This window comes from Rhizobium sp. SG741, assembly GCF_012275435.1.
Lineage (GTDB): Bacteria > Pseudomonadota > Alphaproteobacteria > Rhizobiales > Rhizobiaceae > Rhizobium > Rhizobium lusitanum.
This window is the reverse complement of the sequence record NZ_JAAZQP010000001.1, coordinates 429913-455939: the sequence shown is the minus strand read 5'-3', so window position 1 is coordinate 455939 and position 26027 is coordinate 429913. Positions and strand designations below refer to the sequence as shown.

Sequence of the window (26027 nt, the reverse complement as noted above, 5' to 3'; positions counted from 1 at the left end):
GGTGGTGGCGAAGCCTCAGCCCCTTACATGCGGCTTCAGCAGATCCTCCAGGCCGATGCGCCGGAAAAGCTCGGCGCGCACCCGGTCGGCGACGCCATTGACGATTTCCGCACCATCTTCCGACGGATCGATATGGATACGGAACGGGCGTGTGCCGAAGGGCATATCCACGACTTCAACGATCGCGGTCGCGACCGAGGCCGCATCGGCGTCGGCCGGTTCCAGCGAGGCGAGGCCCTTCAATGCCTGATCAGGAACGCCTGCATAGGGACCGTTGTCGTATTCGGCAGCGCGAGCCTTGTCTGCGGGCGAGCCCGAATGGGCGAAATGGTTGGTGCCCTTTGTGAAGGCGCCGGGCACGATGATCGCTGTTTCGATGCCCCAACGGGTGAGCTCCGACGCATAGGAGACAGCCAGCGAATCCATCGCCGCCTTGGCGGCGAAATAAGGCGACAAGTAGGGCGGCGTGCCGCCACGGGTGCTGGACGAGGATACCCAGACAACCAGGCCGCTGCGCTGTTTGCGCAGATGTGGCAGCACGGCGCGATTGACGCGCTGGGTGCTGAGCACGTTGATGTCGTAGAGCTCGGCAAACTGCTCCGGCGTGAAGGCTTCCGCCGGGCCGAAGGACATATGGCCGGCATTGTGGATGACGGTGTCGATACGACCCTGCTGGGCGATGATCTCGGCAATGCCGGCTTCGACCGATGCATCCGAGGCAACATCGAGCTCGACAGCTCTAAGATCGACCCCATTCTCCCTGGCGAAAGCGGCAACGGCTTCGACCTGCGGCGCGTTGCGCCCCTTGGTTTCGCGAATGCCGGCATAGACGGTATGGCCTGCTCCGGCGAGGGCACGCGCCGTCAGAGCGCCGAAACCGCTCGATGCGCCTGTTATGACGATGACTTGCTTGCTCATGATCCTCTTCCTTTTTGGATGTTCAGTTGCTGACGATGACATGATGTCGAGAGGGGTGGTGGCGGCAGGCATTGCCCTACCGCCAGAATGGCTCAGATCATGCCGCCGTTGGCGCGCAGCGTCTGGCCGTTGATCCAGCCGCCATCGGGACCGACGAGGAAGGAGACGGCGGCAGCAATGTCCTCAGGCGTGCCCAGTCGCTCCAGCGGATTCATCTTGGCCAGCCGGTCGATGAGTTCGTCGCTCTTGCCATTGAGGAAGAGGTCGGTGGCCGTCGGGCCGGGAGCAACGGCGTTGACAGTGATCGAGCGGCCGCGCAGCTCCTTCGACATGATGCCCGTCAGTGTTTCGACGGCCGCCTTCGTGGCGGCATAGACGCCATAGGATTCGAGCTTGAGCCCGACGACGCTGGTCGAGAAGTTGACGATGCGGCCGCCGTCGCGCAGGCGCTTGCCGGCTTCGCGCAGCGTGTTGAACGTGCCCTTGAGGTTGATGGCGATATGATGGTCGAAATGCGCGTCGTCCGCATCGGCGATCTTGGCAAGCTGCATGATGCCGGCATTGTTGATCAGCACGTCGACGCCGCCGAAAGCCGCCTCGGCTGCATCGAACATGCGGCGCACGGCATCGACATCGGAAACATCGGCCTTAGCGGTCAGCGCCTTGCCGCCCTTTTCTTCGATCTTGCGGGCCAGCTCCTCGGCGGCAGCTTCGCTGCCTGCATAGTTGATGACGACGGTGAAACCGTCTGCGCCCAACCGCTGCGCAATGGCTGCGCCAATACCGCGGGATGCGCCGGTGATGATCGCTACCTTGTTGGAATTATTGCTCATTTTCTTCATCCTTGCTGGTTTTGCGCCTCAGCGCCTTTCGATGAGGAGAAGATGCCTCTTTTCATGGCGCGGATAATCGGCCATTAATCGGCATCACTATCCGAAATCGGCGAACAAATAAGATGGACAGATTCGATGCCATGCGCGTGTTTTGCCGCGTCGTGGAGCGGCGCAGCTTCACGCTGGCGGCCGAAGACACCGGCCTGCCGCGCTCGACAGTGACGGATGCGATCAAGCAGCTGGAGGCGAGGCTCGGCGTGCGGCTGCTGCAGCGCACGACGCGGCATGTGAGCCCGACGCTCGACGGCGAGGCCTATTATCAGCGCTGCCTGCGCATCCTCTCCGACATAGAGGATGCCGAAGGCGCCTTTGCCGGCGCCAAGCCGAAGGGGGTGCTGCGCGTCGACGTGCATGGAACGCTGGCGCGGCACTTCGTCTTGCCGAACCTGCCGTCCTTCCTCGAAACCTACCCCGAAATCGAATTTCAGATGACCGAGGGCGACCGCTTCGTCGATCTCATCCGCGAGGGAATCGACTGCGTGCTGCGCGTCGGCACGCTGCAGGACAGCGACATGATCGGGCGTCGCGTCGCGATGCTGGAAGAGGTCACACTGGCAGCCCCGGCCTATGTGGAGCGTCACGGCATGCCCATGCATCCGGATGCGCTCGACGGCCATCGCATGGTCGGCTTCCGCTCCTCGGCGACGGGCGGCCTGCTGCCGCTGGAATTCGAGGTAGGCGGCACGCTGCGCGAGATCACCTTGCCCGCAACCATCTCCGTCAATGCGGCCGAGAGTTATTTTGCCGCGGCCAAGCTCGGCCTCGGCTTGATCCAGGTCCCGCGCTACCACGCCGAGGATGCCCTGGAAAAAGGTCAGTTGCTGCATATTCTGAAGGACTTTCCGCCGACCCGGACGCCGGTATCCATGCTCTATCCGCGCAGCCGCCAGCTTTCACCGCGCGTGCGCGTTTTCATAGACTGGCTGGTCAAGGTCTTCGCGGGACAGATCGGTGCGGAAACGCAGGCTGGATGAATATTCCGCGCAAGCGATCAAATAAATGAAATCGGCTCTTTGAATGCGTGAGGAGCACGCCTACGTCGTAGTGCATACTCCGCTGACGACGGCGTCGCGATGTTGTGGCGACCCGGCAATTTTCGAGAGAGACGAAGCCGATGACCGAACAGAAGCAATTGAAGCTCGGGGCCTTCATGCGCCCCGTCAGCCTGCATACCGGCGCATGGCGCTATCCTGGCGCCTATCCGGACGCCAATTTCAATTTCCAGCATATCAAGAGCTTTGCGCAGGAGCTCGAAAAGGCGAAGTTCGACGCCTTCTTCATGGCCGACCATCTGGCAGTCCTCAACATGCCGATCGAGGCGCTGAAGCGCAGCCACACAGTAACCTCCTTCGAGCCCTTTACCCTGCTTTCGGCGCTGGCCGCCGTCACCGACAGGATCGGCCTCGTCGCCACCGCGTCGACCACCTTCGACCAGCCCTATCATATCGCCCGCCGTTTCGCCTCGCTCGACCATATCAGCGGCGGCCGCGCCGGCTGGAATATCGTCACGACATCCAACCCGGACGCAGCCCTCAATTTCGGCCTCGACGAGCATATGGACCATGGCGAGCGCTACCATCGCGCCCGCGAATTCTACGATGTCGTCACCGGCCTATGGGACAGCTTCGCCGATGACGCCTTCATCCGCAATGCCGAGACCGGCATCTTCTTCGACCCGGAAAAGATGCATGTGCTCGCCCACAAGGGCGAAGAGCTCAGCGTACGTGGCCCGCTCAACATCGCCCGTTCTCCTCAAGGCTGGCCTGTCATCGTACAAGCCGGACAATCCGATGCCGGCCGCCAGCTTGCGGCCGAGACGGCGGAAGCGGTCTTTGCCGCACCGCGCAATCTCGGTGACGGCAAGGCGATTTTCGCCGACATCAAGGGACGAATGAGAGAGATTGGCCGCAACCCCGATTATCTGAAGATCCTGCCGGCCGCCTTCATCGTCGTCGGCGATACAGTTGAAGAGGCGAAGGCCAAGCGGGCGAAGCTCGACAGCCTCGTTCACTACGACAGCGCCATCGCATCTCTGTCGATTGCGCTCGGCCATGATGCCTCCGACTTCGATCCGGATGGCCTGCTGCCTGAAATTCCGGATACCAATGCCAGCAAGAGCGGACGCGAACGCGTCATCGCGCTTGCCGAAGCGGAGAAGCTGACCGTACGCCAGCTTGCCCAGCGTCTCGGCGGCTATGCCGGCCTCGCCTTCGTCGGCACGCCGCAAACCATCGCCGACGAGATGGAGCAATGGCTGCACGAGGAAGGCTCCGACGGCTTCAATGTCGTCTTCCCGTTCCTGCCGCAGGGCCTCCTCGACGTGACGACCCGCGTCGTTCCGGAGCTGCAGCGCCGCGGTATTTTCCGCCGCGAATACGAAGGCACGACCTTGCGCGAGCATCTGGGCCTGCCGCGCCCGGACAATCGGTTCTTCAAGGCAACGCCTGCGGCAGCGCAGTGAGAGATACCAATGAGCCATATAACGCCGATCGATTACGAGACCGCCTCCGACGCCGTGCGTGCCGAGCACGACCGCGAAGTGGAGCTGCGCGGCCGCATGACGAATATGAAGCGGACACTGCTGCATTCGCCGGTGGCGCATCGCATCTATGCCGAATGGTTCACGCTGCGCGAGGAGCTGCGCCCGGCACTTGATGATCGCGCCGTCTGGCTTCTCTGCCAGGCCATTGCAACGGAATGCCGCTCGATCATCCCGGTCGGCTTCTTCCGTCGCGCGCTGATCAATGCGGGGCTGACGCCCGAGACCATCGTGCCGAGCGAAGACGAAGCCCTGCTGATCGATTTCGGCAAAGCTATCGTCAGGGATTCCAATGCCGTTCCCGAGGAATTGTGGGAGCGGCTGAAGGCGCGCTATGACGAGCCCACGCTCGTCAACCTCGTCGCCTTCGCCGGCATCATGATCGCCACGGCGATCTACACCAACGCCGTGAAGGTGGATATCGACCCGGAGCTTGGGCCTTATCTGGAAGGGTTTGAGCTGCCCGCCAAATAGCGGAACGGCCCCCTCACCCTAGCCCTCTCCCCGCTCGCGGGGAGAGGGGACAACCTCTGTACCCTCGCTTAGACCAGAGCTGAAAGAGGGATAGTAATGGTGCTTCTATCCCCTTCTCCCCGTCAAAAACGGGGAGAAGGTGCCCGACAGGGCGGATGAGGGGCTCTCTCCGTCTGCGCCAACCCTACCCCGAAATCACCGTCTCGAACTTCGGATTGCCGCGGATCGTGTTGCTCACCGTGCAGATCTCGTCTTCGGCGGCATGCGCGATCGCATTGCGGATCTCGTCGCCGAAATCGCCCTTGATGGTGAAGGCGATATTGAATTTCTCGACGCGGGAAAGCCCTTCCGTCGCCTTTTCGCCTGTTACGACGGCGGTGACTTCGGTGAGCTTGTCGAGCACGCCGCGGCTGCTCGCCGCCATGCGGGCGCTGAGAACAAGGCAGGCCGACAGCGACGAATAGAGCAGATCGAGCGGGTTGAATCCCGGCTGCGACGGCGAGGTGACGATGTCGATTTCGCCACCAGTCACCGATGTCACGTGCGGAAGACCGGTGCGGCCAACCGTGGCGGTGGCACCGGTCTGTCTCGTCTTCACCTTCAATTCGGCCATTTCGAAAATCCTTCAAATCGTGCAATAAAACCCATGCTCAGAACATAGGGATTCACATCCTCGGACACAATTGCCGCTGTGGCCTCTTGCGTGTCGGCGCGAGTTAAGCCACCAAATGGTTACAAGCTCATCGCAGACAGGCACTTTGACATGACCGTTTCCGATCCCCGCGCCTTCCTCACCTCCCTGTTCGACGCAGCCGTGCGTGCGGCCGATCCGCTGACCGGCATTCGCGCGCATCTGCCGGCCAAGCCGAAAGGACGGACGATCGTCATCGGCGCCGGCAAAGGCTCGGCACAAATGGCGGCGGCACTGGAGCAATGCTGGGATGGTCCGCTCGAAGGGCTGGTGGTGACGCGATATGGTTTCGCAGCGCCCTGCCGCCAGATCGAGATCATCGAAGCTGCCCATCCCGTGCCCGATGAGGCAGGACTGATCGCCTCCGGCCGGCTGCTGAAGTTCGTCGAAGGCCTGACGGAGGAAGATCTGGTGATCGCCCTCATTTCCGGCGGCGGCTCGGCGCTGCTGCCGTCTCCGGCCGGCTCTTTGACGCTGGCCGACGAGATCGCCGTCAACAAAGCACTGCTCGCTTCCGGCGCGCCGATTTCGGCGATGAACGTCATCCGCAAGCATCTGTCGACCATCAAGGGCGGCCGCCTCGCAGCGGCAGCTCATCCGGCCAAGGTCGTCTCGCTTGTTGTCTCGGATATTCCCGGCGATGACCCGGCTTTGGTTGCCTCCGGTCCGACCGTGCCGGGTGCCGGCACGCGTGCGGAAGCGCTCGATCTCATCCGCCTCTACCGGATCGAGCTGCCCGCCGCCGTTCTCGCGCATATCGAAAGACAGGAGGCCGATGCGCCCCGGCCCGATGATCCACGCTTTGCCGGCAACGAGGTGCATCTCATCGCCTCCGCCGGCGTCTCCCTGGAGGCGGCTGCCGAAGTGGCGCGCGCCGCCGGCATCGAAACGGCCATTCTCTCGGACGCCATAGAGGGCGAAGCCCGTGAGGCCGCACACATGCATGCCGCCATCGCCCGCGAGGTGCTGCACCGCAACCGGCCCTTCACCAGGCCGATCGTGCTGCTCTCGGGCGGCGAAACGACGGTGACCCTGAGAGGCAAAGGCAAGGGCGGCCGAAACTCCGAATTCCTGCTGTCGCTGGCGATGGACATAGACAGCCATGACGGTATTTATGCCATGGCGGCGGATACCGACGGCATCGACGGCAGCGAGGACAATGCCGGCGCCTTTGCCGACGCCGGCACGGTGGCTCGGCTGCGCAACGCCGGAGTGATCCCAGCCGAAATGCTTGTGAATAACGATGCCTGGACGGCGTTCAACGCCATCGGCGATCTCTTCGTCCCCGGCCCGACGGGAACGAATGTCAACGATTTCCGCGCCATTCTGATCATGTAAACGCTAGGGGTAGATGCAAGTCAGGTGCCAACAGTGCAGTCGTCGCAGCGCCAGTAGGCGGCCGCCATCGATGTCCATCGAAGAAAGTGGCGGCTGCAATGCATGCACTCGATTTCGACGACATGCGTCTTCTCGGCAATGACGTGCGGCTTGGCCTTGGCCTTGCGTTCGTTCTTCCACTGTTCAAGCTTCGTGACGGCCATCATTACCTTCCGCGCAACACTTCGGCCTCGACAAGGTCTTCACTAAAGTAGGCTTAACTAATGAAAGAAATATTGCAAGTGCGAAGGCACAGCCAATTCCTATACCCGGGAAGGACGAAAGGAGCCGTCCGTCGCACGCGCTTGACTCAATAATCGGTCAGTTGGCGGCCGCCGCGGTCTCTCGCGCAAGGTGGGCGTTTTACTTTCGATTCATCTCTCGACGGCACCGTCAAAAAAATCACAACCGCGGATATCGCCATTTTCGCGCTGAACACCATGTCAATGATGGGTTCCTTTACCCCTAATACGGAAACGAGAGGCATCATCATCATGCGCCAATTCCGCCTGCGGGCGATCTCCTCGGCCACTCTGGTCACATTCGCTCTTTTCTCCATCACGACAGCCCGAGCCGCCTCGCCGCCGCCGGTGGAGGCCGAGCATGGCATGGTGGTCACCGCCCAGCATCTGGCCACAGATGTCGGCGTGCAGGTGCTGAAAAGCGGCGGCAATGCCGTTGATGCCGCGGTCGCGGTCGGCTATGCGCTGGCCGTGGTCTATCCGACCGCCGGAAATATCGGCGGCGGCGGCTTCATGACCATCCGCTTGCGGGACGGCAAGACCACATTCCTGGATTTTCGTGAGCGTGCACCGCTTGCAGCCACCAAAGGCATGTATCTTGACGACAAGGGCAATGTCGTCAAAGGCGCAAGCACCGATGGCTATCTTGCCGTCGGCGTGCCCGGCTCGGTCATGGGTTTCGAAATGGCCCGCGAGAAATACGGCACCAAGTCCCGCCAGGATCTGATGGCGCCCGCCATTCGCTATGCCAAGGAAGGCTTCACGCTCAATCAGGCCGATGCGGCCGAGCTGAACGGAGGCAAGAAATGGCTCGCGCGCGATCCGGCCACGGCCGCGATCTTCACCAAGGTGGACGGAACGCCCTTTGCAACCGGCGATAAGCTGACGCAGCCGGATCTCGCCAATGCTCTTTCCGGCATTTCGGAACAGGGGCCGGATGGCTTCTACAAGGGACCCATCGCCAACGCCATCGTCAAGGCAAGCCAGGACAAGGGCGGCATTCTCGCAAACCAGGATTTCGAGCAATATAAGGTCCGCGAACTCGATCCCGTGAAGTGCGACTATCGCGGCTACGAGATCATTTCCTCGCCACCGCCCTCTTCCGGCGGCATCATCATCTGCGAAATCCTCAACGTGCTGGAAGGCTACCCGCTTTCCTATACCGGCTATGCCTCGGCTGATACGGTGCATTTCATGACCGAAGCCATGCGTTACGCCTATGTCGATCGCAATTCGGCTCTCGGCGATCCAGACTTCGTCGACAACCCGGTCAGCAAGCTGCTGGACAAAGACTATGCCAAGAAGATCCGCGACAGCATCAATCCCTACAAGGCCGGCATTTCCAAGGATCTGATGCCGAAGGGCCTCGGCGAAAGCCATGAGACGACGCATTATTCGATCATCGACAACGATGGCAACGCGGTTGCCGTCACCTATACGCTGAACGGTTCCTTCGGCGCCGGCGTCGTCGCGCCCGGAACGGGCATCCTCTTGAACAACGAGATGGACGACTTCACCTCCAAGCCGGGCGTGCCCAACCTCTATGGCCTGGTGCAGGGCGAAGCCAATGCCATCCAGCCTAAGAAGACGCCGCTTTCATCCATGAGCCCGACGATCATCGCCAAGGACGGCAAGCCCTTCATGGCGATCGGCAGCCCCGGCGGCTCGCGCATCATCACCATCACGCTCGAAGCGATCATCAACGTCATCGATTTCGGCATGAACATCCAGCAGGCGATCGACGCACCGCGCATCCATCATCAATGGCTGCCGGATAAGATCTATACCGAACCCTATGCGCTCTCACCCGATACGATGAAGCTGCTGGCCGGCATGGGCTACACGATTCAGGTCGGAGGCGACTGGCCGGTCTGGGGTCAGGCCGCAGGCATCCTGGTCGGCGGCAAGAGCCTCGGCGATATCGCCAAGGGCGGCGGCGCCCGCTACAACGGCGCCATGGACAGCCGCGCCGGCTCGGGCCTTGCCGAAGGCTACTGACCGCTTCCCCACGTGCCATCGCGACACTACAGGCCGGTGCCGTCATCTTTCAGCACCGGCATTTTTGCGCGCAACGTCTAAGACCGAAACGCCGACGCGCGCGCACCATCTTATGTGGTAAAATGAACCGTGAGCGCCACAACCACGGCATAATGCCTCATCTGTTCATCTGGAATTCATCCGTTGTTGCATTCCTGCCCGGCTGCGTCATTTTTTCCATTTCGATCAATAAGTTTTGCGATTTCTGATATAGAAATCGCGCGCGAGCGGGAGTATACAGGCGGCTATTCGAACCGGCCTTGGCGCCGCGACCAGACTTGCGGTTCTGTCTCCGGACCCCTCCGCACCATCGAGAGCGATCCCCGACAATGTCGGATCAGATATTCCAGGCCGCCCCCACCCGGCGGGCCGCACCGAATTTTCGTGTAGTAGCGCTTATCGTAGCAAGCGCGATGTTCATGGAGCAGCTTGACGCGACAGTGCTCGCAACAGCCCTTCCGACCATGGCAAGAGATTTCGGCGTCAGCGCGCCGGCCATGAGTATCTCGCTGACTTCATACCTTCTCAGCCTCGCGATCTTCATTCCCGCCAGCGGCGCCATCGCCGACCGTTTCGGGTCGCGCACCGTCTTCCGATCCGCCATTGCGGTCTTCGTTGTCGGCTCACTTCTCTGCGCGCAGGCGCCGAACCTGTTCTTCCTCGTCATCGCGCGGCTCCTCCAGGGTCTCGGCGGCGCCATGATGCTGCCTGTGGGACGTCTGGTGCTGATGCGCAGCGTCGCCCGCAAGGATATGGTGAACGCTATGTCCTGGCTGCTCATTCCGGCGCTCGTCGGTCCCATCCTCGGGCCTCCCGTCGGCGGCATGTTCGTTACCTATCTCGACTGGCGTTGGATCTTCTATATCAATGTGCCCATCGGCGTCATCGGCTTCATACTGGTGACGATGTTCATCGAAGATGTGAAAGGCCCGCGCAACGGCCGTTTCGACCTGTCTGGCTTCATTCTATCAGGCATTTCGCTCGGCTCGCTGCTGTTCGGCTTCGAGATGTCCAGCCGTGAGGGCGAAGGCTATATGGCCGTCTTCCTCATCTCGGTCGGCCTGCTCTTCGGCATCGCCTATCTTCGCCATGCCCGCAAGCATCCATCGCCGATCATGGATTTCTCGCTGATGAAGGTGCCGACCTTCCGCACATCGGTCATCGCCGGCTCGTTGACGCGCATCAGCCAGGGCGCCCATCCCTTCCTCATTCCGCTGATGCTGCAGCTCGGTTTTGGCCTTTCAGCCGCCGCAGCCGGCCAGATCGCCATCGCGACCGCGCTCGGCTCCATGGCCATGAAGCCGTTCCAGGTCCGCATCCTGCGCACGCTCGGCTTTCGTACCGCCCTCATCATCTTCGGTCTGATCGGCACGCTCGGCTACGGACTGTGCTCCATCTTCCAGCCGGACTGGCCGCTGCCTGTCATCTTCGTGATCTTGTTCTTCTGCGGCTTCTTCATGTCGTTCCAGTTCACGGCCTACAACACGATCGCCTATGACGAAATCGAGCGCGACCGGATGAGCATAGCGACCAGCTTCTATTCGACCTTCCAGCAGCTGATGCTTTCTCTCGGCATCTGCATCGCTGCCCTTGCCCTGCACGGCTCGACGCAGCTGCGCGGACATGCGAAAGCCGAAATGAGCGACTTCTCCGTCGCCTTCATCGTCGTCACAGCCATCGCGCTTCTTGCGGTCATCTGGAACGCCAGATTCTCGCGCACGGCCGGCTCGGAGATCAGCGGCCACCGTCGCAAATCGCCGGCGGATGGGCTCGGCGAACACTGAGTCGGCCATACCGCTCAACTGCAAAGACAAAATAAAAAGCGCCGATCATCGAGCGGCGCTATCGGTCTTGATAGACGGTCTTGTCTACCCTGCTCAACCGGAGCTGATTGCAGACAACAAAAAAGGCCGGGCTGGCCCGACCTCTTCCTTCATTGTCTCGACGATCGATGCCAGTAAATCCGTGGCCAAAGATCGGAAACAAATGGCTTACATGGCTTCCAGCTGATCAGCCGACATCTTGCCCGAACGCTTGTCCTTGACAAGCTCGTAGGAAATCTTCTGGCCGTCGCGGAGAGTGCTCATTCCAGCGCGTTCAACGGCTGAAATATGCACGAAAACGTCCGTCGCGCCATCATCGGGCTGAATGAAACCAAAACCCTTGGCAGCATTGAACCACTTTACAGTACCTGTGCTCATAACGATGACCTTTCAATCGCTCATATAATAGTCCCTATCCAGGGAATAACTGGATGGCAGTACACCGATTTTGAGAGGAAGCTCGTCAGTATTGCGCGGAACGCGTCGCAGCAAAGTTCATTCACCAATATCGATGCCGGTGCTTATATCCGATATGCATATTCCTCACAAGCAGAAACACCTAAAATATCGAAACAGCCAGATATCTCATCAAAAACCGGCCCGGATGGAGGAAAATCCAGACACAATTTTGGATTGAAAAAACGAAGGTTTTTCAATTGATTTCCCGCTATTTCCATTATCTTTCGCCAGGCTTCATTGGGTATTTTTCGTCAAGTTGCAGCTTGTGATAGAGCTTCCATCGACTGTTTCCGCCAAGGGTCGCGGAATTATATCGCTTATTCGGCGCATCATCTGCTACAGGATGAAATCATAAGTCCTGCAAGCGCGGTCGATCACCGCGCAGTATTTGCAACCAACGCCAACGCCGACACGAACCATGGAGGCCGATATGGCGCCACCCAACAAAGACAATCTATTCGGCTCCAAGAAACAGGCAGCTCCGGCCAAGGCCAATCAGCTCGATTCCACCGTCAAGGAAATCCTCGCCAGCGAACAGGCGATGCGCGCGCGGAAAACGGCTCGCCTGCGTGAGCTTCGCCTCGAGAAGGAGGCATCGCAACCGCCGCCGGAGCCAAAGACGAAGGCCAAGCGGAAGACGGCAAAAGCATCCGAAGCGGCCAAATCCGAATCCGAAAAATAACATAGCCCGATAGACGTCATTGCGCATTTCGTGAACACACCCTCCACGTCCCGCGCATTGAACAGACGGCAGCTTGTGCCCTAGATTGCGACCAATCTCACAATCGAGTCTGGAGCAACCATGGTCGCCGGCATCCACCACGTCACGCTGATCACCCGCAAGGTACAAGCGAATGTCGATTTCTACGTCGGCTTCCTTGGCATGCGCCTCGTCAAGCGCACGGGCGGCTTCGAGGATGCCACCCAGCTTCATCTGCTCTATGGCGACGCGAAGGGTTCACCCGGTTCGCTGGTGACCTTCCTCGTCTGGGAGGACGGCTCGCCGGGCCGCGCCGGCGTCGGCCAGGTCGGCGAGATTTCGCTTGGCATCGACCCCATGAGTATCGGTTTCTGGCTGACGCGTGCCTTGAGCGCCGGCCTGAAGCCGGAAGGCCCTTTCGAGGAATTCGGCGAACCGGTCCTGCGGCTGAAGGATCCCGACGGCATCATCGTCAAGCTGGTCGGCACCAACGCCTTGCAGGCGGCCGCCCCCTGGACGAACGATACTATCCCGCAGGAGCACGCCATTCGCCGCATTCGCGGGGCGACGCTGTTCAGCGAAACGCCGGACGAGACGCGGGAGCTTCTGGTCAACCATTTCGACTATCGGCCGCAGGCAACCAATGGCGCCATCAGCCGGCTCGTGTCGGAACCCGGCGATATCATCGACATCAGGGATGCGCGCGGCTTCTGGGCGAGTGCACCGGGCACGGGCACGGTCGACCACGTCGCCTTTCGCGCTGCCGACGATGCCGAGCTTCAATCCGTGCGGACAGCATTACAGGCCGTCAATTCCTGGCCGACCGCGATGCATGACCGCAAGTATTTCCGCTCGCTCTATGTTCGCGAACCCGGCCGCATCCTCTTCGAACTGGCAACGGATGCACCGGGCATGCTGGTCGATGAGGATGAGACAACGCTCGGCACGCGCCTCTTTTCGCCTGACGACAAGCCTGAGCGACAGGCCGAGCTGGAGGTGATCCTGCCGCAGTTCTCCATGCCCGGCGAACCGCGCGTCATCTATCGCGACCTGCCCTTCATCCATCGCTTCTTCACGCCGCAGCAGCCGAACGGCAATATCTTCGTCCTGTTGCACGGCTCCGGCGCCAACGAGACGGCGATGTTGCCGATTGCCCATAAGATCGATGCCCATGCGACGCTGCTCGGCGTGCGCGGCCGGGCGCTCGAAGAAGGCGCGCCGCGCTGGTTTCGCCGGAACGGGCCCATGTCCTTCGATCAGGCCGATATCGTCAGCGAAGCGGAGGCCTTCGCCGCTTTCATCGACGGCGCGGTCCATGCCTATGGCCTCGATCCGGAGCGCATGGTCTATATCGGCTATTCGAACGGCGCCAACCTGCTCGGCGCCATGCTGTCACTGCACCCGCAACTCATTCGCCGCGCGGTGCTGCTACGGTCCATGGCGGTGCTGACCGATCCGCCGGCGGTGGATATGTCGACCGCCGACGTGCTTGTTATCGCAGGCGAGAAGGATCTGTACGGCCCATACACCCAGCCCCTTGCGGAGCGCCTGCAGAACGGCCGCGCAAAGGTCGACCTTGCGACCGTTCCTGCTGGTCACGAGCTTGACGATGCCGATGTGCCGGCCATTCAGCGCTGGCTGAAGCAGTCCGTGTGACCCCTTCCCCCCAAAAGGGGAGAAGGTACTTGAGGCAGATGATCAACCCTTGAAGGTGTATTCGGTGATCGACTCCGGCTTCATCTCGATCGAGAAGCCCGGCAGGCTTGGCGGCATGTAAGCGGCATCGCGGATGATGCAGGGGTCGATGAAGTGCTCGTGCAGATGGTCGACATATTCGATAACGCGGCCGTCCTTGGTGCCGGACACGGCGATGTAGTCGATCATCGACAGATGCTGCACATATTCGCAGAGCCCAACGCCGCCGGCATGCGGCCAGACCGGCAATCCATACTTGGCGGCAATCAGCAGCACGGCCAGAACTTCGTTGAGACCGCCCATGCGGCAGGAATCGATCTGCACGATATCGATCGCGCCTTCGGCGATGAACTGCTTGAACATGATGCGGTTCTGGCACATTTCACCTGTGGCCACCTTCACCGGGCCGATCGCCTCGCGGATCTTGCGATGGCCGGCGACGTCGTCCGGGCTGGTCGGCTCTTCGATGAAGAACGGCTTTGCAAAGGCAAGCTTGCGCACCCAGTCGATCGCCTGACCGACTTCCCAGACCTGATTGGCATCGATCATCAGGTAGCGATCGGGACCGATCACCTCGCGGGCGATGGTAAGGCGGCGGATATCGTCTTCGAGATCGCGGCCGACCTTCATCTTCACATGATTGAAACCGGCATCGATAGCCTCCTGGCAGAGGCGGCGCAGCTTGGCATCGTCATAGCCGAGCCAGCCGGCCGAGGTCGTGTAGCAGGCATAGCCCTCGCGCTCGAGCGTGGCGATACGATCCGCCTTGCCGGCTTCCGCCTTCTTCAGAATGGCGACCGCTTCGTCGCGGTTGAGCACGTCAGTCAGATAGCGATAGTCGACGATATCGGCGATGTGCTCCGCATCCATCTCCGCGACCAGGCGCCAGACCGGCTTGCCTGCCTCCTTGGCGAGCAGATCCCAGACGGCATTGACGACCGCGCCGGTAGCAAGGTGCATCGCACCCTTTTCGGGGCCGATCCAGCGCAGCTGGCTGTCGCTGGTCAGATGCCGCCAGTACTTGCCGGGGTTTTCCAGCACCGTCGCAAGCTCGGTGCCTACAACCAGATGCCGCATCGCCTCGATCGCCATGCAGCAGATGTCGTTGCCGCGCCCGATGGTGAAGGTCAGGCCGTGGCCCGCAAGGCCCGGCCTGTCGGTCTCGAGAATGACATAGGCCGCCGAATAATCCGGATCCGGATTCATCGCATCGGAGCCGTCGAGGCTCTGCGATGTCGGGAAGCGCAAATCGAAAACGCGAAGATTGGTGATGCGCGTCATTGGAAAACTCCTTCTAAATCCATCGGCCGCCTCTCGAAACCTCAACCGAGGTCGAACTCCTCCCAGAGCGCCGCATTATGCTCGCCAACGTGCGGGGCCGCACGCTCGAATTTCGGTCGCTGCCCGTCGATGCGGATAGGCGAGCGGGTGGTGCTGAGGCTAACCCCGTCTTCGCGTCCGATCGTCTGTAGCATGTCGAGAACGCGAAAACCCTCGCTGCCGAGCAGCTCCAGCCAGTTCAGCACCCGGGCGCACCAGATGTCGGCAGGCTCCAGGATGGCAAGCCATTCGTCGACGCTGCGGGTCGCAATGCGCGCCGCGATAATCGCCTTGATATCGTCGCGCGAGGTGAACCAGCTTTTCGGGTCGTCTCGATAAGGCGCCAGTTCCTCGATGCCGAGCAGATCGGCAAGCTTCGGGATCGGCGTCATGGCGATGGCAAGGTAGCCATCGGCCGCCGGGTAGACGCCATAGGGCGCGGAAAGATAGGCATGGGCGCTGCGAACATGCGAACGCTCCGGCAGCTTGTTGCCGCTGTTCATGTGCACGCTCAGTACTTCCACCTGCAGGTCGATCAGCGCTTCCAGCAGGCTGGTCTCGACCAGGCCGCCCTCGCCTGTCACGCCGCGCCGAACCAGCGCCGCCAGAATGCCCTGAGCCGCTGCCGCACCGGCCAGCATGTCGCCGATCGCCAGACCGAAGGGCACCGGCCCCTGCCCTTCGTCGCCATTCAGCCACATGACACCGGAGCGTGACTGCGCCAGGAGATCCTGACCCGGCCGCGATACCCACGGGCCTTCTTCGCCGTAGCCGCTGATCGAGCAGTAGACGAGGCGCGGATTGAGCTTGCTGGCGGCCTCGTAATCCAGCCCCAGCCGCTCGATCACGCCCGGGCGGAAATTCTGCACGAGAACGTCGGCCTTGGAGACGAGCTTGCGCAGCGCGCTCATATCGCGTTCGTTCTTCAGGTCGACCGCGAGGCTTTCCTTGGAACGGTTGATGGCATGGAAAATGGTGGAATCGCCGCTCTCGGCATCGCTGAGATAGAGCCCGCGAGAGAGATCGCCACCATCGGGTCGTTCGATCTTGATGACCCTGGCGCCGAGATCCATCAGCCTGAGGGTGCAGTAAGGCCCGGACAGGAACTGGCTCATATCGACGACCACCAACCCGGCCAGCGGCAAGTCCTTCTTCAGCGCCATCAGTATTTCTGCTCCCCCGCCATCATCTCGGCCAAAAGCGCTTCTCCACCTCGGCGAACACTCTCGCCGCCGATTCCCGCGTCAGCCTCAATCTTCTTATGTAAATAGTATTTTCACATATGGATGACATTTGCAAACAAAAAGAGGGAGGATATTCGCCGGCCATCCCGCCAAGACCACAGGAAAATGCGATATGGTTCGACAAGATCAGGATTGCTGAAAGGAGATTGAGGATGGCGACGGTCAAATTGCTCGATGATGCGGAGGCGGAAGCGATCCCGGCGGTGAAGGCGGTGTTCGACGATATCCGTGCGGTCCGAAAGTCCGATTTCGTCAATAATTTCTGGCGCGGCCTCGCCAAGGATCCAGCCTTGCTGAAGCGTACCTGGGAAGGCCTGAAGGCGGTCATGATGGCGGAGGGCGCGCTCGATCCGCTGGTGCGCGAGATGATCTACATCGCTGTCTCGACAGCCAATGGCTGCACCTACTGCGTCCATTCCCACACCGCAGCCGCCAGGGCAAAGGGCATGACGGATGCTCAACATGGGGAACTGCTGGCTGTCATCGGCCTTGCCGGACAGACGAACCACCTGGTCACCGCAATGCAGATTCCCGTCGATCCAGAGTTCGACGTCGGTCATCCCTGACAATGAAAAAGGCCCGCCAGCATTGCGCCGGCGGGCCTTCGATCATTGATCGCGTTTCTAGCGGTCAGACTTTTCCGTAGCCTGAGCTTCTACGGCAATAGCAGCGACGCTGATGCCGTTGTTCACGGCCAGCAGCCTTTTGCGAACCAGAACGCCCATGACGCGGGCGGCGGTCGAAAAGGTCATCGTGTCAAGCGGACCTTCGCCCTCCCAGGGCTTGGTCAACCGTTCGGTCACAGCCGAAACGATGTTGTTGGGCACGATGTCGGTGCATTCGCGCATGGCTTCGAAAACGACGCTGATGGGGATGATCCGCCCCTCGAACGTCACAATCGGTTCGGTTACTTCGCTGTCCCATTCCTCGAAGGCATAAAGTCCTTCGCGAAAAAGCTGCTGCAACGTAATGGGGGCATGACCCTCATGAAGGGGCGGCAAGGCATTCGACATGTCTGTCTCCTTTCAATTGGAAGTCCGGCGCATGATATGAAAGTGATCGGTCTCCTTCAGAGACCAGGCGCTGCTTCTTGAGTTTGGCGCGCCCCGAACGCAGTCTATGGGGCAAGCGGCGCGGCAAACCATGTCGTGACCGGCGCAACGCGGGACACACACAAAATGTTCCCACCGGTCATTTAACTTGATCAAGTCTATAGATTAATCTCGACTTGAAAAGCCTCTTTGATAATTTTCTGCAATTCTCTTTATTTTTGAAGGACTTCGCGTAGAGTAAAACGACACCTCATAGTCGGGAGGCGCGCGAATCCCTTCCAAAACGGTGAAAGGAAGACCATGTGCGGCAATCATGAAAATGAGCATGACCATGGGCACGATCACGCTCACCAAACGATCGACTGGCGGGAAAATGGGGTTAAAATCATCCCTGGCAATGCCCTAGACCCGAATACGGCGCAGACGCCGGGCATGAATCGTGCAACCGCGATCAATCACGCCCGCGCCGGCGCGGAAAAGATCTGGGCCGGCACTGTGACGATCCACGCCAACGCCAAGACGGGCGCCCATCATCACGGCGATCTCGAAAGCATTATCTACGTCGTCAAGGGCAAGGCGCGGATGCGCTGGGGCGACAATCTGGAATTCGTCGCCGAAGCCGGCCCGGGCGATTTCATCTTCGTGCCGCCCTACGTGCCGCATCAGGAAATCAATGCCAGCCGCGACGAGACGCTGGAATGCGTGCTGGTCCGCTCCGGACAGGAGCCTGTCGTCGTCAATCTCGATATCGAGCCGGTGGAAAAGCCGGAAAATGTCCTTTGGAAGGACCCGATCCATCGCTAGCTTGCATAAGCTTTGGGCAATTGCCTATTTTGCCACATAAATAATCTATGATATTTGCAGAAAATTAGTTTCCGCTTTGCACTGCACTGAAAAGAGTTTTTCAGAAGTGCGTCGCACAACGCATGATCCTGCTTCGCGACGCGAACACGCGTCTGAGATGATTAAGCCGTCAACGAGATAATGATCTCGATCATCTGGAACAGGATTTCCCATGACTGAAAAGCTTTCTAGAGGCTTCGACGCGCTGCGCCTTTCCCGTCGCGCCGGCCTTGCCGCCATCTTTGCTTCCGCTGTCGCCGCTTTCGGCTTGATGACAACCGCTACCCCGTCTTTCGCTGCCGACAAGACGATCAAGGTCGGCATCATGAGCGGTGAAGACGAAGATGTTTGGCGGGTGGTGACCACGGAAGCCGCCAAGAAGGGGCTGAAGATCGAGACCGTCGTCTTCAACGACTATACCCAGCCGAACGAAGCGCTTGAACGCGGCGAGGTCGACGCCAACGCCTTCCAGCATCAGCCCTATCTCGACAACCAGGTCAAGCAGCACGGCTACCATATCGTCCGCGTCGGCTATACCGGTGTCTGGCCGATCGGCCTCTACACCAAGAAGTACAAGGCGGTGGCCGATCTTCCGAAAGGCGCGGTCATCGGCGTGCCGAACGATCCTTCCAACGAGGGCCGCGCGTTGCGCGTGCTGCAGAACCAAGGCGTGATCAGGCTCAAGGACGGCACCGGCATTCTCGCCACGACAGCCGACATCGCTGAGAACCCGAAAAATGTCGAGATCAAGGAACTGGACGCCGGCATCGTCGGCCGCTCGATTGACGACCTCGACGCTGCTGTCGTCAACACCGACTGGGCGCTAAAAAGCGGCCTAACGCCGAAGGATCGCATCGCGCAGGAGCCGATCGATGGCAACCCCTACCGCAATTTCATCGCCGTCAAACAGGGCAGCGAGAATGAAGCTTGGGTGAAGACGCTGGTGGCAGCCTACCAGAATGACACCGTCAAGGCTGAGTTCGACAAGGTCTACAAGGGAACGGGCCTCAGCGCCTATTGATAACCGGACCGCGCGGGGGACAGCGCTGAGCGGCAGGGCGGCCGGGGCATCTTGCCCGGGCCGCCTTTGGCGTTTTCCGCGCAGCCTCAACCCGCGCCGCACCCAAAAAGAAGATCGGGAAGCAGACAGACATGAACTCCTTCACCCCTGTCACGTCAATCAACGGCCATCCGCCGCCCCATCCATCGACCGGCGAAGAAATCATCCGTCTCGTCGATGTCCGCCGTCGGTTTGGCGCGACACCTGCGCTGGACGGCGTTTCGCTGACGGCGCGTCGTGGCGAGATCGTCGGCATCATCGGCCGCAGCGGCGCCGGCAAGTCGACGCTGATTCGTTGCCTGAACGGGCTGGAACGCGCCGATAGTGGCGAGATTTATATCGAAGGTCGCGATATCGCAGGCCTTTCGGAGAAGGAACTGCAGCCGCTGCGCCGCCGCATCGGCATGGTCTTCCAGCACTTCAATCTGCTTTCCGCCAAGACGGTCGAGGAAAATATCGCCCTGCCGTTGAAGATCGAGGGCGTCGCCAAGGCCGAACGGCTGCAGCGGGCGCGCGACCTGCTTGAACTCGTCGGCCTTGCCGACAAGGCAAAGGCCTATCCGGCTGCCCTTTCCGGCGGCCAGAAACAGCGTGTCGGCATTGCCCGCGCTCTCGCCGCACGCCCGGCGCTTCTTCTGTCGGACGAAGCGACATCGGCGCTCGATCCGGAAACGACGCGGTCGATCCTTGCACTGCTCAAGGATATCAATCGCAAGCTCGGGCTCACCATTCTGCTGATCACCCATGAGATGGAAGTGGTGCGCTCGATTGCCGATCGCGTTGCCGTTATCGATGCGGGCCGGATCGTCGAGGAAGGTTCCGTATGGACTGTCTTCGCCAATCCCGAAACGGACATCACCGCTAGCCTGCTCGGCGGCATCCGCCCGCAGCTTCCTGAACACATCGCCGCCCGCCTGTCGCCGACATCAGGGGTCGAGGCCATCCTCAGCGTCGACCTCGCCGGTCCGGCGGCACAAGGAGCGCTCTTCGCCGAGCTTTCCGCAGCGCTACCGCGCTCTTTCCGGCTGGTCCACGGCGGCATCGACCACATCCAGAACCAGCCCGTCGCCCGTTTCTTCATCGCGGTGCCGACGCGTGATGCAGCCTTGCCGGCGCAGGTCAGCGATTTTCTGAAAGCCCGCTCCGCCCGGGTGGAGGTTTTAGGCTATGACAACTGATGTAATCCTCAGCCTGCTTTGGCGCTCCTTCTGGGAGACCGTATGGATGACGACAGCGTCCGGCGTGCTCTCTCTCATCATCGGCCTGCCGCTCGGTCTCGCCCTCGTCGTGACAAGCCGCGGTGGCATTGCCGAGCAACTCGCCGTCAACGGCGTCCTTGCGGCATTGGTCAATGGCTTCCGCGCCGTGCCTTTCGTGATCCTGCTCATCGCGTTGATTCCGCTGACGCGGCTGATCGTCGGCACCGCACTCGGCACCACGGCGGCGATCGTGCCGCTCACCATCGCGGCAATCCCCTATTATGCCCGTATCGCCGAGGTATCCCTGCGGGAAGTCGATCGCGGCCTCATCGACGCGGTGCGTGCCATGGGCGGCAATCGCTGGACCATCATCCGCGAGGTGCTGGTGCCGGAAGCCATGCCCGGCATCGTCGCAGGCTTCACCGTGACGCTGGTGACGCTGATCGGTGCCTCCGCCATGGCGGGCACGATCGGCGGCGGCGGGCTTGGCGATCTTGCCATCCGCTATGGCTACCAGCGCTTCGAAACGGGCGTGATGGTCGCCGTCGTCGTCGTGCTGATCATCCTCGTCTGCGGCATGCAATGGTTGGGCGACCGGCTGGCCGCCAGGCTCGATCGTCGCTAGGACCTTAGCCAGCCCTCCCGCTATTCATGCTCCGCCGCCGGTGCGGCGGGGTTCTGGCGCGCGTCGAGATTGAGCATCGGCACCGCGCCATTTGGGAGCATGGTGGTGGGCAGTTGCCCGTTCCATTTTTCCGCTTGGGTCAGGAAGATCAGGTTGGGGTTATCGCGCAATGCATCGCCGCGGGCCTTGATCGCCTTGGCTTCCGCATCGCCGCGAAGCTGGATCGCCTCGGCATCAGCTTCCGCCTGCAGCCTCACGGAATCGGCCTGTGCCTGCGCATCGGCACGGCGGGCATCAGCCGCCGCCTGCGCCTGCGTCACAGTGATCTGCGCCTGCACCTTCTCGCGCTCGGCATTCTGCCGCAGCTTCTGCACCTCGACTTCAGCGAGCATGCGCTGCTCGATGCTGTTCTCATAAGCGTCGGAGAAATCGATATTCTCGACCTGGACGCTATCGATCTGCACCGGCCCCTGGATACCGGCCTCGATCGCCGCCTGTACATCCGTGTTGAACTGCGCCCGGTTCTGAATGACGGAGGCGGCGGTGAATTTGCCGAAAACCGTCTTCACGTCCTGCGGCGCACGCCGGGCAATCAGCCGCGATTCCAGATTGCCGATCGAACCGAACTCCGAATAGACATGCTCCACCGCATCCGCAGGCACATGCCAGGAGATCGTCACGCGCATGTCGGCGGGCTGCTGATCTTGCGAATAGGCCTGCATCTGCGGATGCTCATTGTTTTCGCAGCTGGCCCCATTCTGACAGGTCCAATAGGTCACCTGCTGCGTCACCGGGATTTTGACGACAGTCTCGATCCAGGGCAGCTTGAAATGCAAGCCCGGTTCGGCCGTACCGACCATGGCGCCGGTGCGCAGGATGACGCCGCGCTCGCCCTGATCGATCGTGTACCATGAACTGAAGACGAGCATCAGCACGGCGATAATGGCAACGATGCCGATAAACGCCGTTGCACGGCCTTTGCTCGCCATGGATGCTATGTCGATTTCCCGGTTTGCCATCGATATCCTCACCATTCCCCAGAGCATTCAAGCGTTTCGCGGAATCGCTTGAATGCTCTAAGTTATTGTTTCCACGCAATTCTGGACAGAAAACCGCTGCGCGCTTTTCGGAGAATTGCTCCAGTAGCCGAGACATAGATGAGTCGAACCGAAAATGCACTCGTAGGTATACTACGAGCCAAGGGGCTCCGTTAGTTCCGCGTCACCGGTTTCGAGCGCATGCGCGATACCGTTTCCCGCTCCGCGCGCTTGCAGCGCATCGGCGGCAGACCGCGATCCATCAGATCCATGTCCTCCAGCACCATGTCGCCCATTTTCTTGAAGGCGCTGTCGAGTGCTCCGGCGCGATGGGCCGAGCGGAGGAATCCCTTGAGGCCTCGCACCGGATGATCCTTGCCGAGCGGCTCCTCGGGATAGACGTCGCTCGCCGCCACGATATGGCCGGAGGAGACCGCGGCCATCAGCGCATCGAAATCGACGACGTCGGCCCGGCTGAGCAGGATGAAGGCTGCACCCTTGCGCATACGCGCGAAAGCCTCGGCACCGAGAAATCCCTTGTTCTCGCTGGTGACGGAGGCCACCACGAAAATGAAATCGCTGCCCGACAGCACCTCGTCAAGGCTAGCAGGCTGCACACCGTTTTCCCTGAGGATCGAAGGCGGCATCCAGGGATCGAACACTTTGATATTCGCCCGGAAGCCCGTCAGCACCCGGTTCAGTGCCTTGCCGAGCTCGCCGAACCCAACAATGCCGATATCGCTGCCCGAAAGCAGCCGGGCGCTGGCATTGCCGTCTCCGCCCCAGAGCTCCCTGCCCTCGCGGAAATCCAGATCGGCATCGATGATGCCCCGCGCCAGGCTCAGCGCGAATCCGAGCCCGATCTCGGCGACCGGCTCTGCAAAGACCAGACCCGTGGTGACGACATGGATGCCACGCTCGAAAAGCACATCGTACGGCATGTTGTTGATAAGGTTGCTTTCGACATTCAGGATGCAGCGCAGCTGCGGCATGCGCTCCAGCGTCTCCTTCGACAACGGCGGCTGGCCGATGATGTAGCGCGCTTCTGCCAGCACCTCGTCGCCCAATGCGGCGATTTCATTCGGATCCGCCTCGACGAGGCGGTATTTCGAGTGAAGCAGGGATAGCGCGTCCTTGGTGAAAATGAGTTCAAGCGAGCGCGGCTCCGGCGCGCTGATGGCCAAAGGCCTGCTGTCGGTCGTCATCTTAATCTTTCCCTGTTTCAGCGTGCGATCCAATATTATTCGATGGATCAAATCAATCAGGCTTCGTCCTCTTCTCCCGGCATTCCGACGGAGAAGGCGCAGATGCGTGAGAGATGGGTGAGCGGCAGGCCCGTCTCGGCGTGCCAGGCATTGAACTGATCCTGGATCAGCCGCAGGTCCTTCTTCGTCGGCTTGCCTTCCGAGATCGGCAGGCCGGAAAGGCGCAGGCAGACGAGCACATCATGGCTCATGACGAAGCTGTCGCGGCCGATCGCCCGCAGGAAATATTGGCCGCTCATGCCGCCGAGCCGTTCTGCCCGTTTGTCGAGCAGGCCGAGCAGGCCGATGTGATCCTCAATCGGCCAATCGGCAAAAAACTGGCCGGCGCTGCCATGCTCATCGGCAAGCTGCCGGATGAATTGGGCATTCGCCCGCACCGACATGATCTTGGCGCCGTTGCGGACAATACGCGTGTCGGACGTCAGATCATGCCAGTAATCATCAGGCGCGAGATTGAGAAAGGCAGGATCGAAACCGGAGAAGGCCGCTTCAAAACCCGGCCACTTGGAATCGATGACGTTGCGGACGAAACCGGCATAGAAGACATAGCGCGTCATCTCCGACAAAAGCCGAACGTCCGGCTGCACGCGCAGGACATCGACATCAGGCAATTTCGGCATCAGCGTCTTCAGCGCGGCGGCCCCACCCTTGCGCTTTTCGGCCCGCTCCTCAATCTCCGCAAAGCTTCCCATGGCTGTCTTCCTCCGGCTGCGCTGCACGCCAAGTCATTTATGATCCCGTCGCTCTGCGCAAGGGTCTTCGGCGCCTCGGGTATCGGTCAGACGCACCGCATCGTGACGCGCGACTCCAAAGTTGATCGCGCTACGGCTTGAATCAACCGGGCGATGATTGAAACAACGGTGACCTGCACCAGTTACGTCCCGAAATTAACTTGAGATTTTGCGCGCCGTGGCATTAACCTCTGCGGCGTCGGATCGGAGCTTCGCACCATGAGCATTAAAGACTGGAATTATCCCATCATGGTCATCTGCAAGCGTACCGGGAAGGTCTATACCGTCGGGACCACGAAGGATGCATTGGACATGCTGCTGAACGCCTGGCCCGTGGCGGAAGGCAAGGCGTTTTTGATGGCCCTGCAGATCTGTGCCGATGTCGAGAGCGGCCACGGGCACCCGCTGGAAGCCCGAAACAGCTTCATGGCCGCAGCAATGGAAGCCGGTGTTCCGATCGAGACCACCATGGTCCAACAGCACTGACCGCGCTCAATAGGTCCCACCCGAAGACAATTGCTGCGCATTCCGGCAAGATCAGATAACCCGCTTCCGGCCAAATCCACCCAAAAATGGAGCCTCAACCCGCCTTGTCTTGGTGGGGGCGCAATATATACCGAGGTTGACCTAAGTTATCTGGGTTTTCGGGGATTTAATCATGAAGAAGAACATTCGCGCGGCCCTGGCCGCAGCATTGATTTCGTGCGCCTTCGCATCATCCGCACTCGCTTTTGGCGCAATCGCCGTCGACGACCAGCAGGGCCTTTCTGCAGGGGAAGCCGGCTATGGCCTGGGCTGGGGCTCCAGCCGCGCGGAAGCCGAGCATAATGCCATCAAAGAGTGCCGTTCGGCGGGCAATGACTCCTGCAAGTCGGCCGTGTGGTTCGAACAATGCGGCGCCTATGTCGGCGATCGCGTCAACTACGGCATTGGCTACGGCAGCAGCAAGCGCGAAGCCGAGCGCATGGCGCTGGACAACTGCCCGCATTGCAAGATCGTCGTATCCGACTGCCAGTGATCCGCCGACCTTTCGATCGGCCGCTTGCAAGGTGATTTGAAACGTCCCGCCGCCAGTAGTTCAGCACTTGCGGCGGGCTCGACGAGATCAGTGCTCCACATAAGCTCTTCGGCGCCCGGTATTTTCTATAGGCTGGGCTGCCGCGTCATTCCGACAAGACAATCAATTTTCAAGAAATTGCGAAACTTTTTCCCCTCGCGGGAGTTTCGATGCCAATGTCGGAGCATCATTGAATGAACATGATCATTATGACCAGCGGCGTTCGCTGGAGCGAACCTGTGTACCTGCGCATCGGCTACGGCATGCCGGAGAGAATAAGAAGCCCGAAGGATGCCCTCAACCATCTTCTGTTCCGCTGGCCGACCGTCCGAGGGGAAAAGTATAGTACGGCAAGGCATATTTGCTCGGCGGCGGAAGGAAACTCACTTCTTCACAACGAAGCCAGGATGGCATTTGTTGAAGCCTGCGTCGAAGCTGACGTGTTGGACTAAGCCCGTCGGCATCGATTTTACAGCATCGGGCGCCGCCAAAGGCGCGGCGCTGACCGGTCTGAACCTGTTCGCAAACGCACATTCCGAGAGGTCGACGGCGACAGCCGTCGGACATCCAAACATGGCTTATTCGGACAATAGGCGTGGCAGGTGCTGTTGAAGCAAGCTGCCGGCTCGATCGCGCCCCCTGGCAACAGGCTGACAGAAGCAACCTCGAAGACACCAGGCAAGATGACGTTCGACGCGGAACGCTTTTTGCAATGGTTACCGAAGCATATACGTTTCGGAGGTAGT

The 26027-nt window shown here is 60.6% G+C and carries 27 protein-coding genes; 16 read left to right on the top strand and 11 right to left on the bottom strand.

Annotation, left to right across the window (positions count from 1 at the left end):
- Positions 1–15: 15 nt before the first annotated feature.
- Positions 16–918 carry an SDR family oxidoreductase gene (locus FHT29_RS02380; protein ID WP_168599099.1) on the bottom strand — a complete coding sequence of 301 codons (903 nt, stop codon included), beginning with the start codon at positions 916–918 and terminating at the stop codon, positions 16–18.
- Positions 919–1010: 92 nt separating this feature from the next.
- Complete coding sequence (locus FHT29_RS02375; protein ID WP_168599098.1) at positions 1011–1751, bottom strand: SDR family oxidoreductase; 741 nt, start codon at positions 1749–1751, stop codon at positions 1011–1013.
- Positions 1752–1873: 122 nt separating this feature from the next.
- On the opposite strand from FHT29_RS02375, the gene FHT29_RS02370 reads away from it, so the two are divergent.
- The 3 genes from FHT29_RS02370 (at position 1874) to FHT29_RS02360 (ending at position 4824) form a co-directional block, all read left to right on the top strand.
- Positions 1874–2785, top strand: a complete 912-nt coding sequence (locus tag FHT29_RS02370) for a LysR family transcriptional regulator (RefSeq protein ID WP_168599097.1) — start codon at positions 1874–1876, stop codon at positions 2783–2785.
- Between the two features lie 140 nt (positions 2786–2925).
- The gene (locus FHT29_RS02365; RefSeq protein WP_168599096.1) at positions 2926–4272 is read left to right on the top strand and encodes an LLM class flavin-dependent oxidoreductase; all 1347 of its coding nucleotides are present in this window, start codon (positions 2926–2928) and stop codon (positions 4270–4272) included.
- Between the two features lie 9 nt (positions 4273–4281).
- Positions 4282–4824: a hypothetical protein gene (locus FHT29_RS02360; protein WP_037196560.1), complete on the top strand. Its 543-nt coding sequence runs from the start codon at positions 4282–4284 to the stop codon at positions 4822–4824.
- Positions 4825–5008: 184 nt separating this feature from the next.
- Here FHT29_RS02360 and FHT29_RS02355 read toward each other — a convergent pair whose 3' ends face one another.
- Positions 5009–5437: an OsmC family protein gene (locus FHT29_RS02355; RefSeq protein WP_047555407.1), complete on the bottom strand. Its 429-nt coding sequence runs from the start codon at positions 5435–5437 to the stop codon at positions 5009–5011.
- A 150-nt stretch (positions 5438–5587) separates the two neighbouring features.
- Here FHT29_RS02355 and FHT29_RS02350 point away from each other — a divergent pair, with 150 nt between their 5' ends.
- The gene (locus FHT29_RS02350) at positions 5588–6853 is read left to right on the top strand and encodes a glycerate kinase (RefSeq protein WP_047555406.1); all 1266 of its coding nucleotides are present in this window, start codon (positions 5588–5590) and stop codon (positions 6851–6853) included.
- Positions 6854–6873: 20 nt separating this feature from the next.
- Here FHT29_RS02350 and FHT29_RS02345 read toward each other — a convergent pair whose 3' ends face one another.
- Complete coding sequence (locus FHT29_RS02345; protein WP_037196556.1) at positions 6874–7056, bottom strand: hypothetical protein; 183 nt, start codon at positions 7054–7056, stop codon at positions 6874–6876.
- Positions 7057–7386: 330 nt separating this feature from the next.
- Here FHT29_RS02345 and ggt point away from each other — a divergent pair, with 330 nt between their 5' ends.
- Positions 7387–9132 (top strand): gamma-glutamyltransferase, encoded by a 1746-nt coding sequence (gene ggt, locus FHT29_RS02340; RefSeq protein ID WP_168599095.1) that lies wholly within the window; start codon positions 7387–7389, stop codon positions 9130–9132.
- A 368-nt stretch (positions 9133–9500) separates the two neighbouring features.
- Positions 9501–10955 (top strand): MFS transporter, encoded by a 1455-nt coding sequence (locus FHT29_RS02335; protein WP_037196552.1) that lies wholly within the window; start codon positions 9501–9503, stop codon positions 10953–10955.
- A 207-nt stretch (positions 10956–11162) separates the two neighbouring features.
- Here FHT29_RS02335 and FHT29_RS02330 read toward each other — a convergent pair whose 3' ends face one another.
- On the bottom strand, positions 11163–11372 hold the full coding sequence (locus FHT29_RS02330; protein ID WP_034503699.1) for a cold-shock protein: 210 nt from the start codon (positions 11370–11372) through the stop codon (positions 11163–11165).
- Positions 11373–11883: 511 nt separating this feature from the next.
- Between FHT29_RS02330 and FHT29_RS02325 the strand changes: the two genes are divergently transcribed.
- Positions 11884–12135: a hypothetical protein gene (locus tag FHT29_RS02325; RefSeq protein WP_037196550.1), complete on the top strand. Its 252-nt coding sequence runs from the start codon at positions 11884–11886 to the stop codon at positions 12133–12135.
- Between the two features lie 120 nt (positions 12136–12255).
- On the top strand, positions 12256–13809 hold the full coding sequence (locus FHT29_RS02320; RefSeq protein ID WP_047555404.1) for a VOC family protein: 1554 nt from the start codon (positions 12256–12258) through the stop codon (positions 13807–13809).
- Between the two features lie 42 nt (positions 13810–13851).
- Here FHT29_RS02320 and FHT29_RS02315 read toward each other — a convergent pair whose 3' ends face one another.
- Both FHT29_RS02315 and FHT29_RS02310 read right to left on the bottom strand, forming a co-directional pair.
- Positions 13852–15129, bottom strand: coding sequence for an L-fuconate dehydratase (locus FHT29_RS02315; RefSeq protein ID WP_047555403.1), 1278 nt, complete (start codon positions 15127–15129; stop codon positions 13852–13854).
- A gap of 41 nt (positions 15130–15170) precedes the next feature.
- A complete protein-coding gene (locus FHT29_RS02310) occupies positions 15171–16331 on the bottom strand; it encodes a CaiB/BaiF CoA-transferase family protein (protein ID WP_047555402.1) in 1161 nt (386 codons plus the stop codon).
- Between the two features lie 233 nt (positions 16332–16564).
- Here FHT29_RS02310 and FHT29_RS02305 point away from each other — a divergent pair, with 233 nt between their 5' ends.
- Positions 16565–16978, top strand: a complete 414-nt coding sequence (locus tag FHT29_RS02305) for a carboxymuconolactone decarboxylase family protein (protein ID WP_047555401.1) — start codon at positions 16565–16567, stop codon at positions 16976–16978.
- Between the two features lie 57 nt (positions 16979–17035).
- Here FHT29_RS02305 and FHT29_RS02300 read toward each other — a convergent pair whose 3' ends face one another.
- Positions 17036–17425: a hypothetical protein gene (locus FHT29_RS02300; protein WP_037196544.1), complete on the bottom strand. Its 390-nt coding sequence runs from the start codon at positions 17423–17425 to the stop codon at positions 17036–17038.
- A gap of 339 nt (positions 17426–17764) precedes the next feature.
- Here FHT29_RS02300 and FHT29_RS02295 point away from each other — a divergent pair, with 339 nt between their 5' ends.
- The 4 genes from FHT29_RS02295 to FHT29_RS02280 all read left to right on the top strand — a co-directional run bounded on the left by FHT29_RS02295 (position 17765) and on the right by FHT29_RS02280 (position 21191).
- Positions 17765–18268 (top strand): cupin domain-containing protein, encoded by a 504-nt coding sequence (locus FHT29_RS02295; protein ID WP_047555400.1) that lies wholly within the window; start codon positions 17765–17767, stop codon positions 18266–18268.
- A gap of 211 nt (positions 18269–18479) precedes the next feature.
- Positions 18480–19328, top strand: coding sequence for a MetQ/NlpA family lipoprotein (locus FHT29_RS02290; protein WP_047555399.1), 849 nt, complete (start codon positions 18480–18482; stop codon positions 19326–19328).
- Positions 19329–19459: 131 nt separating this feature from the next.
- Positions 19460–20545, top strand: coding sequence for a methionine ABC transporter ATP-binding protein (locus tag FHT29_RS02285; protein WP_047555398.1), 1086 nt, complete (start codon positions 19460–19462; stop codon positions 20543–20545).
- Positions 20535–21191 (top strand): methionine ABC transporter permease, encoded by a 657-nt coding sequence (locus tag FHT29_RS02280; protein ID WP_047555397.1) that lies wholly within the window; start codon positions 20535–20537, stop codon positions 21189–21191. Before FHT29_RS02285 ends, FHT29_RS02280 begins: the two co-directional genes overlap by 11 nt.
- Positions 21192–21211: 20 nt before the next feature.
- Here FHT29_RS02280 and FHT29_RS02275 read toward each other — a convergent pair whose 3' ends face one another.
- From FHT29_RS02275 to FHT29_RS02265, 3 genes are all read right to left on the bottom strand, one after another.
- The gene (locus FHT29_RS02275) at positions 21212–22210 is read right to left on the bottom strand and encodes a prohibitin family protein (RefSeq protein WP_037196538.1); all 999 of its coding nucleotides are present in this window, start codon (positions 22208–22210) and stop codon (positions 21212–21214) included.
- 191 nt (positions 22211–22401) lie between these two features.
- Positions 22402–23433, bottom strand: a complete 1032-nt coding sequence (locus FHT29_RS02270) for a hydroxyacid dehydrogenase (protein WP_047555452.1) — start codon at positions 23431–23433, stop codon at positions 22402–22404.
- Positions 23434–23489: 56 nt separating this feature from the next.
- Positions 23490–24185 carry a DNA-3-methyladenine glycosylase I gene (locus FHT29_RS02265; protein ID WP_047555396.1) on the bottom strand — a complete coding sequence of 232 codons (696 nt, stop codon included), beginning with the start codon at positions 24183–24185 and terminating at the stop codon, positions 23490–23492.
- Positions 24186–24443: 258 nt separating this feature from the next.
- Between FHT29_RS02265 and FHT29_RS02260 the strand changes: the two genes are divergently transcribed.
- From FHT29_RS02260 to FHT29_RS02250, 3 genes are all read left to right on the top strand, one after another.
- The gene (locus FHT29_RS02260; protein WP_047555395.1) at positions 24444–24710 is read left to right on the top strand and encodes a DUF982 domain-containing protein; all 267 of its coding nucleotides are present in this window, start codon (positions 24444–24446) and stop codon (positions 24708–24710) included.
- 172 nt (positions 24711–24882) lie between these two features.
- Positions 24883–25242 carry a DUF4189 domain-containing protein gene (locus FHT29_RS02255; protein WP_080760475.1) on the top strand — a complete coding sequence of 120 codons (360 nt, stop codon included), beginning with the start codon at positions 24883–24885 and terminating at the stop codon, positions 25240–25242.
- Between the two features lie 233 nt (positions 25243–25475).
- On the top strand, positions 25476–25733 hold the full coding sequence (locus FHT29_RS02250) for a DUF982 domain-containing protein (protein ID WP_047555394.1): 258 nt from the start codon (positions 25476–25478) through the stop codon (positions 25731–25733).
- The last annotated feature ends 294 nt before the right edge of the window (positions 25734–26027 follow it).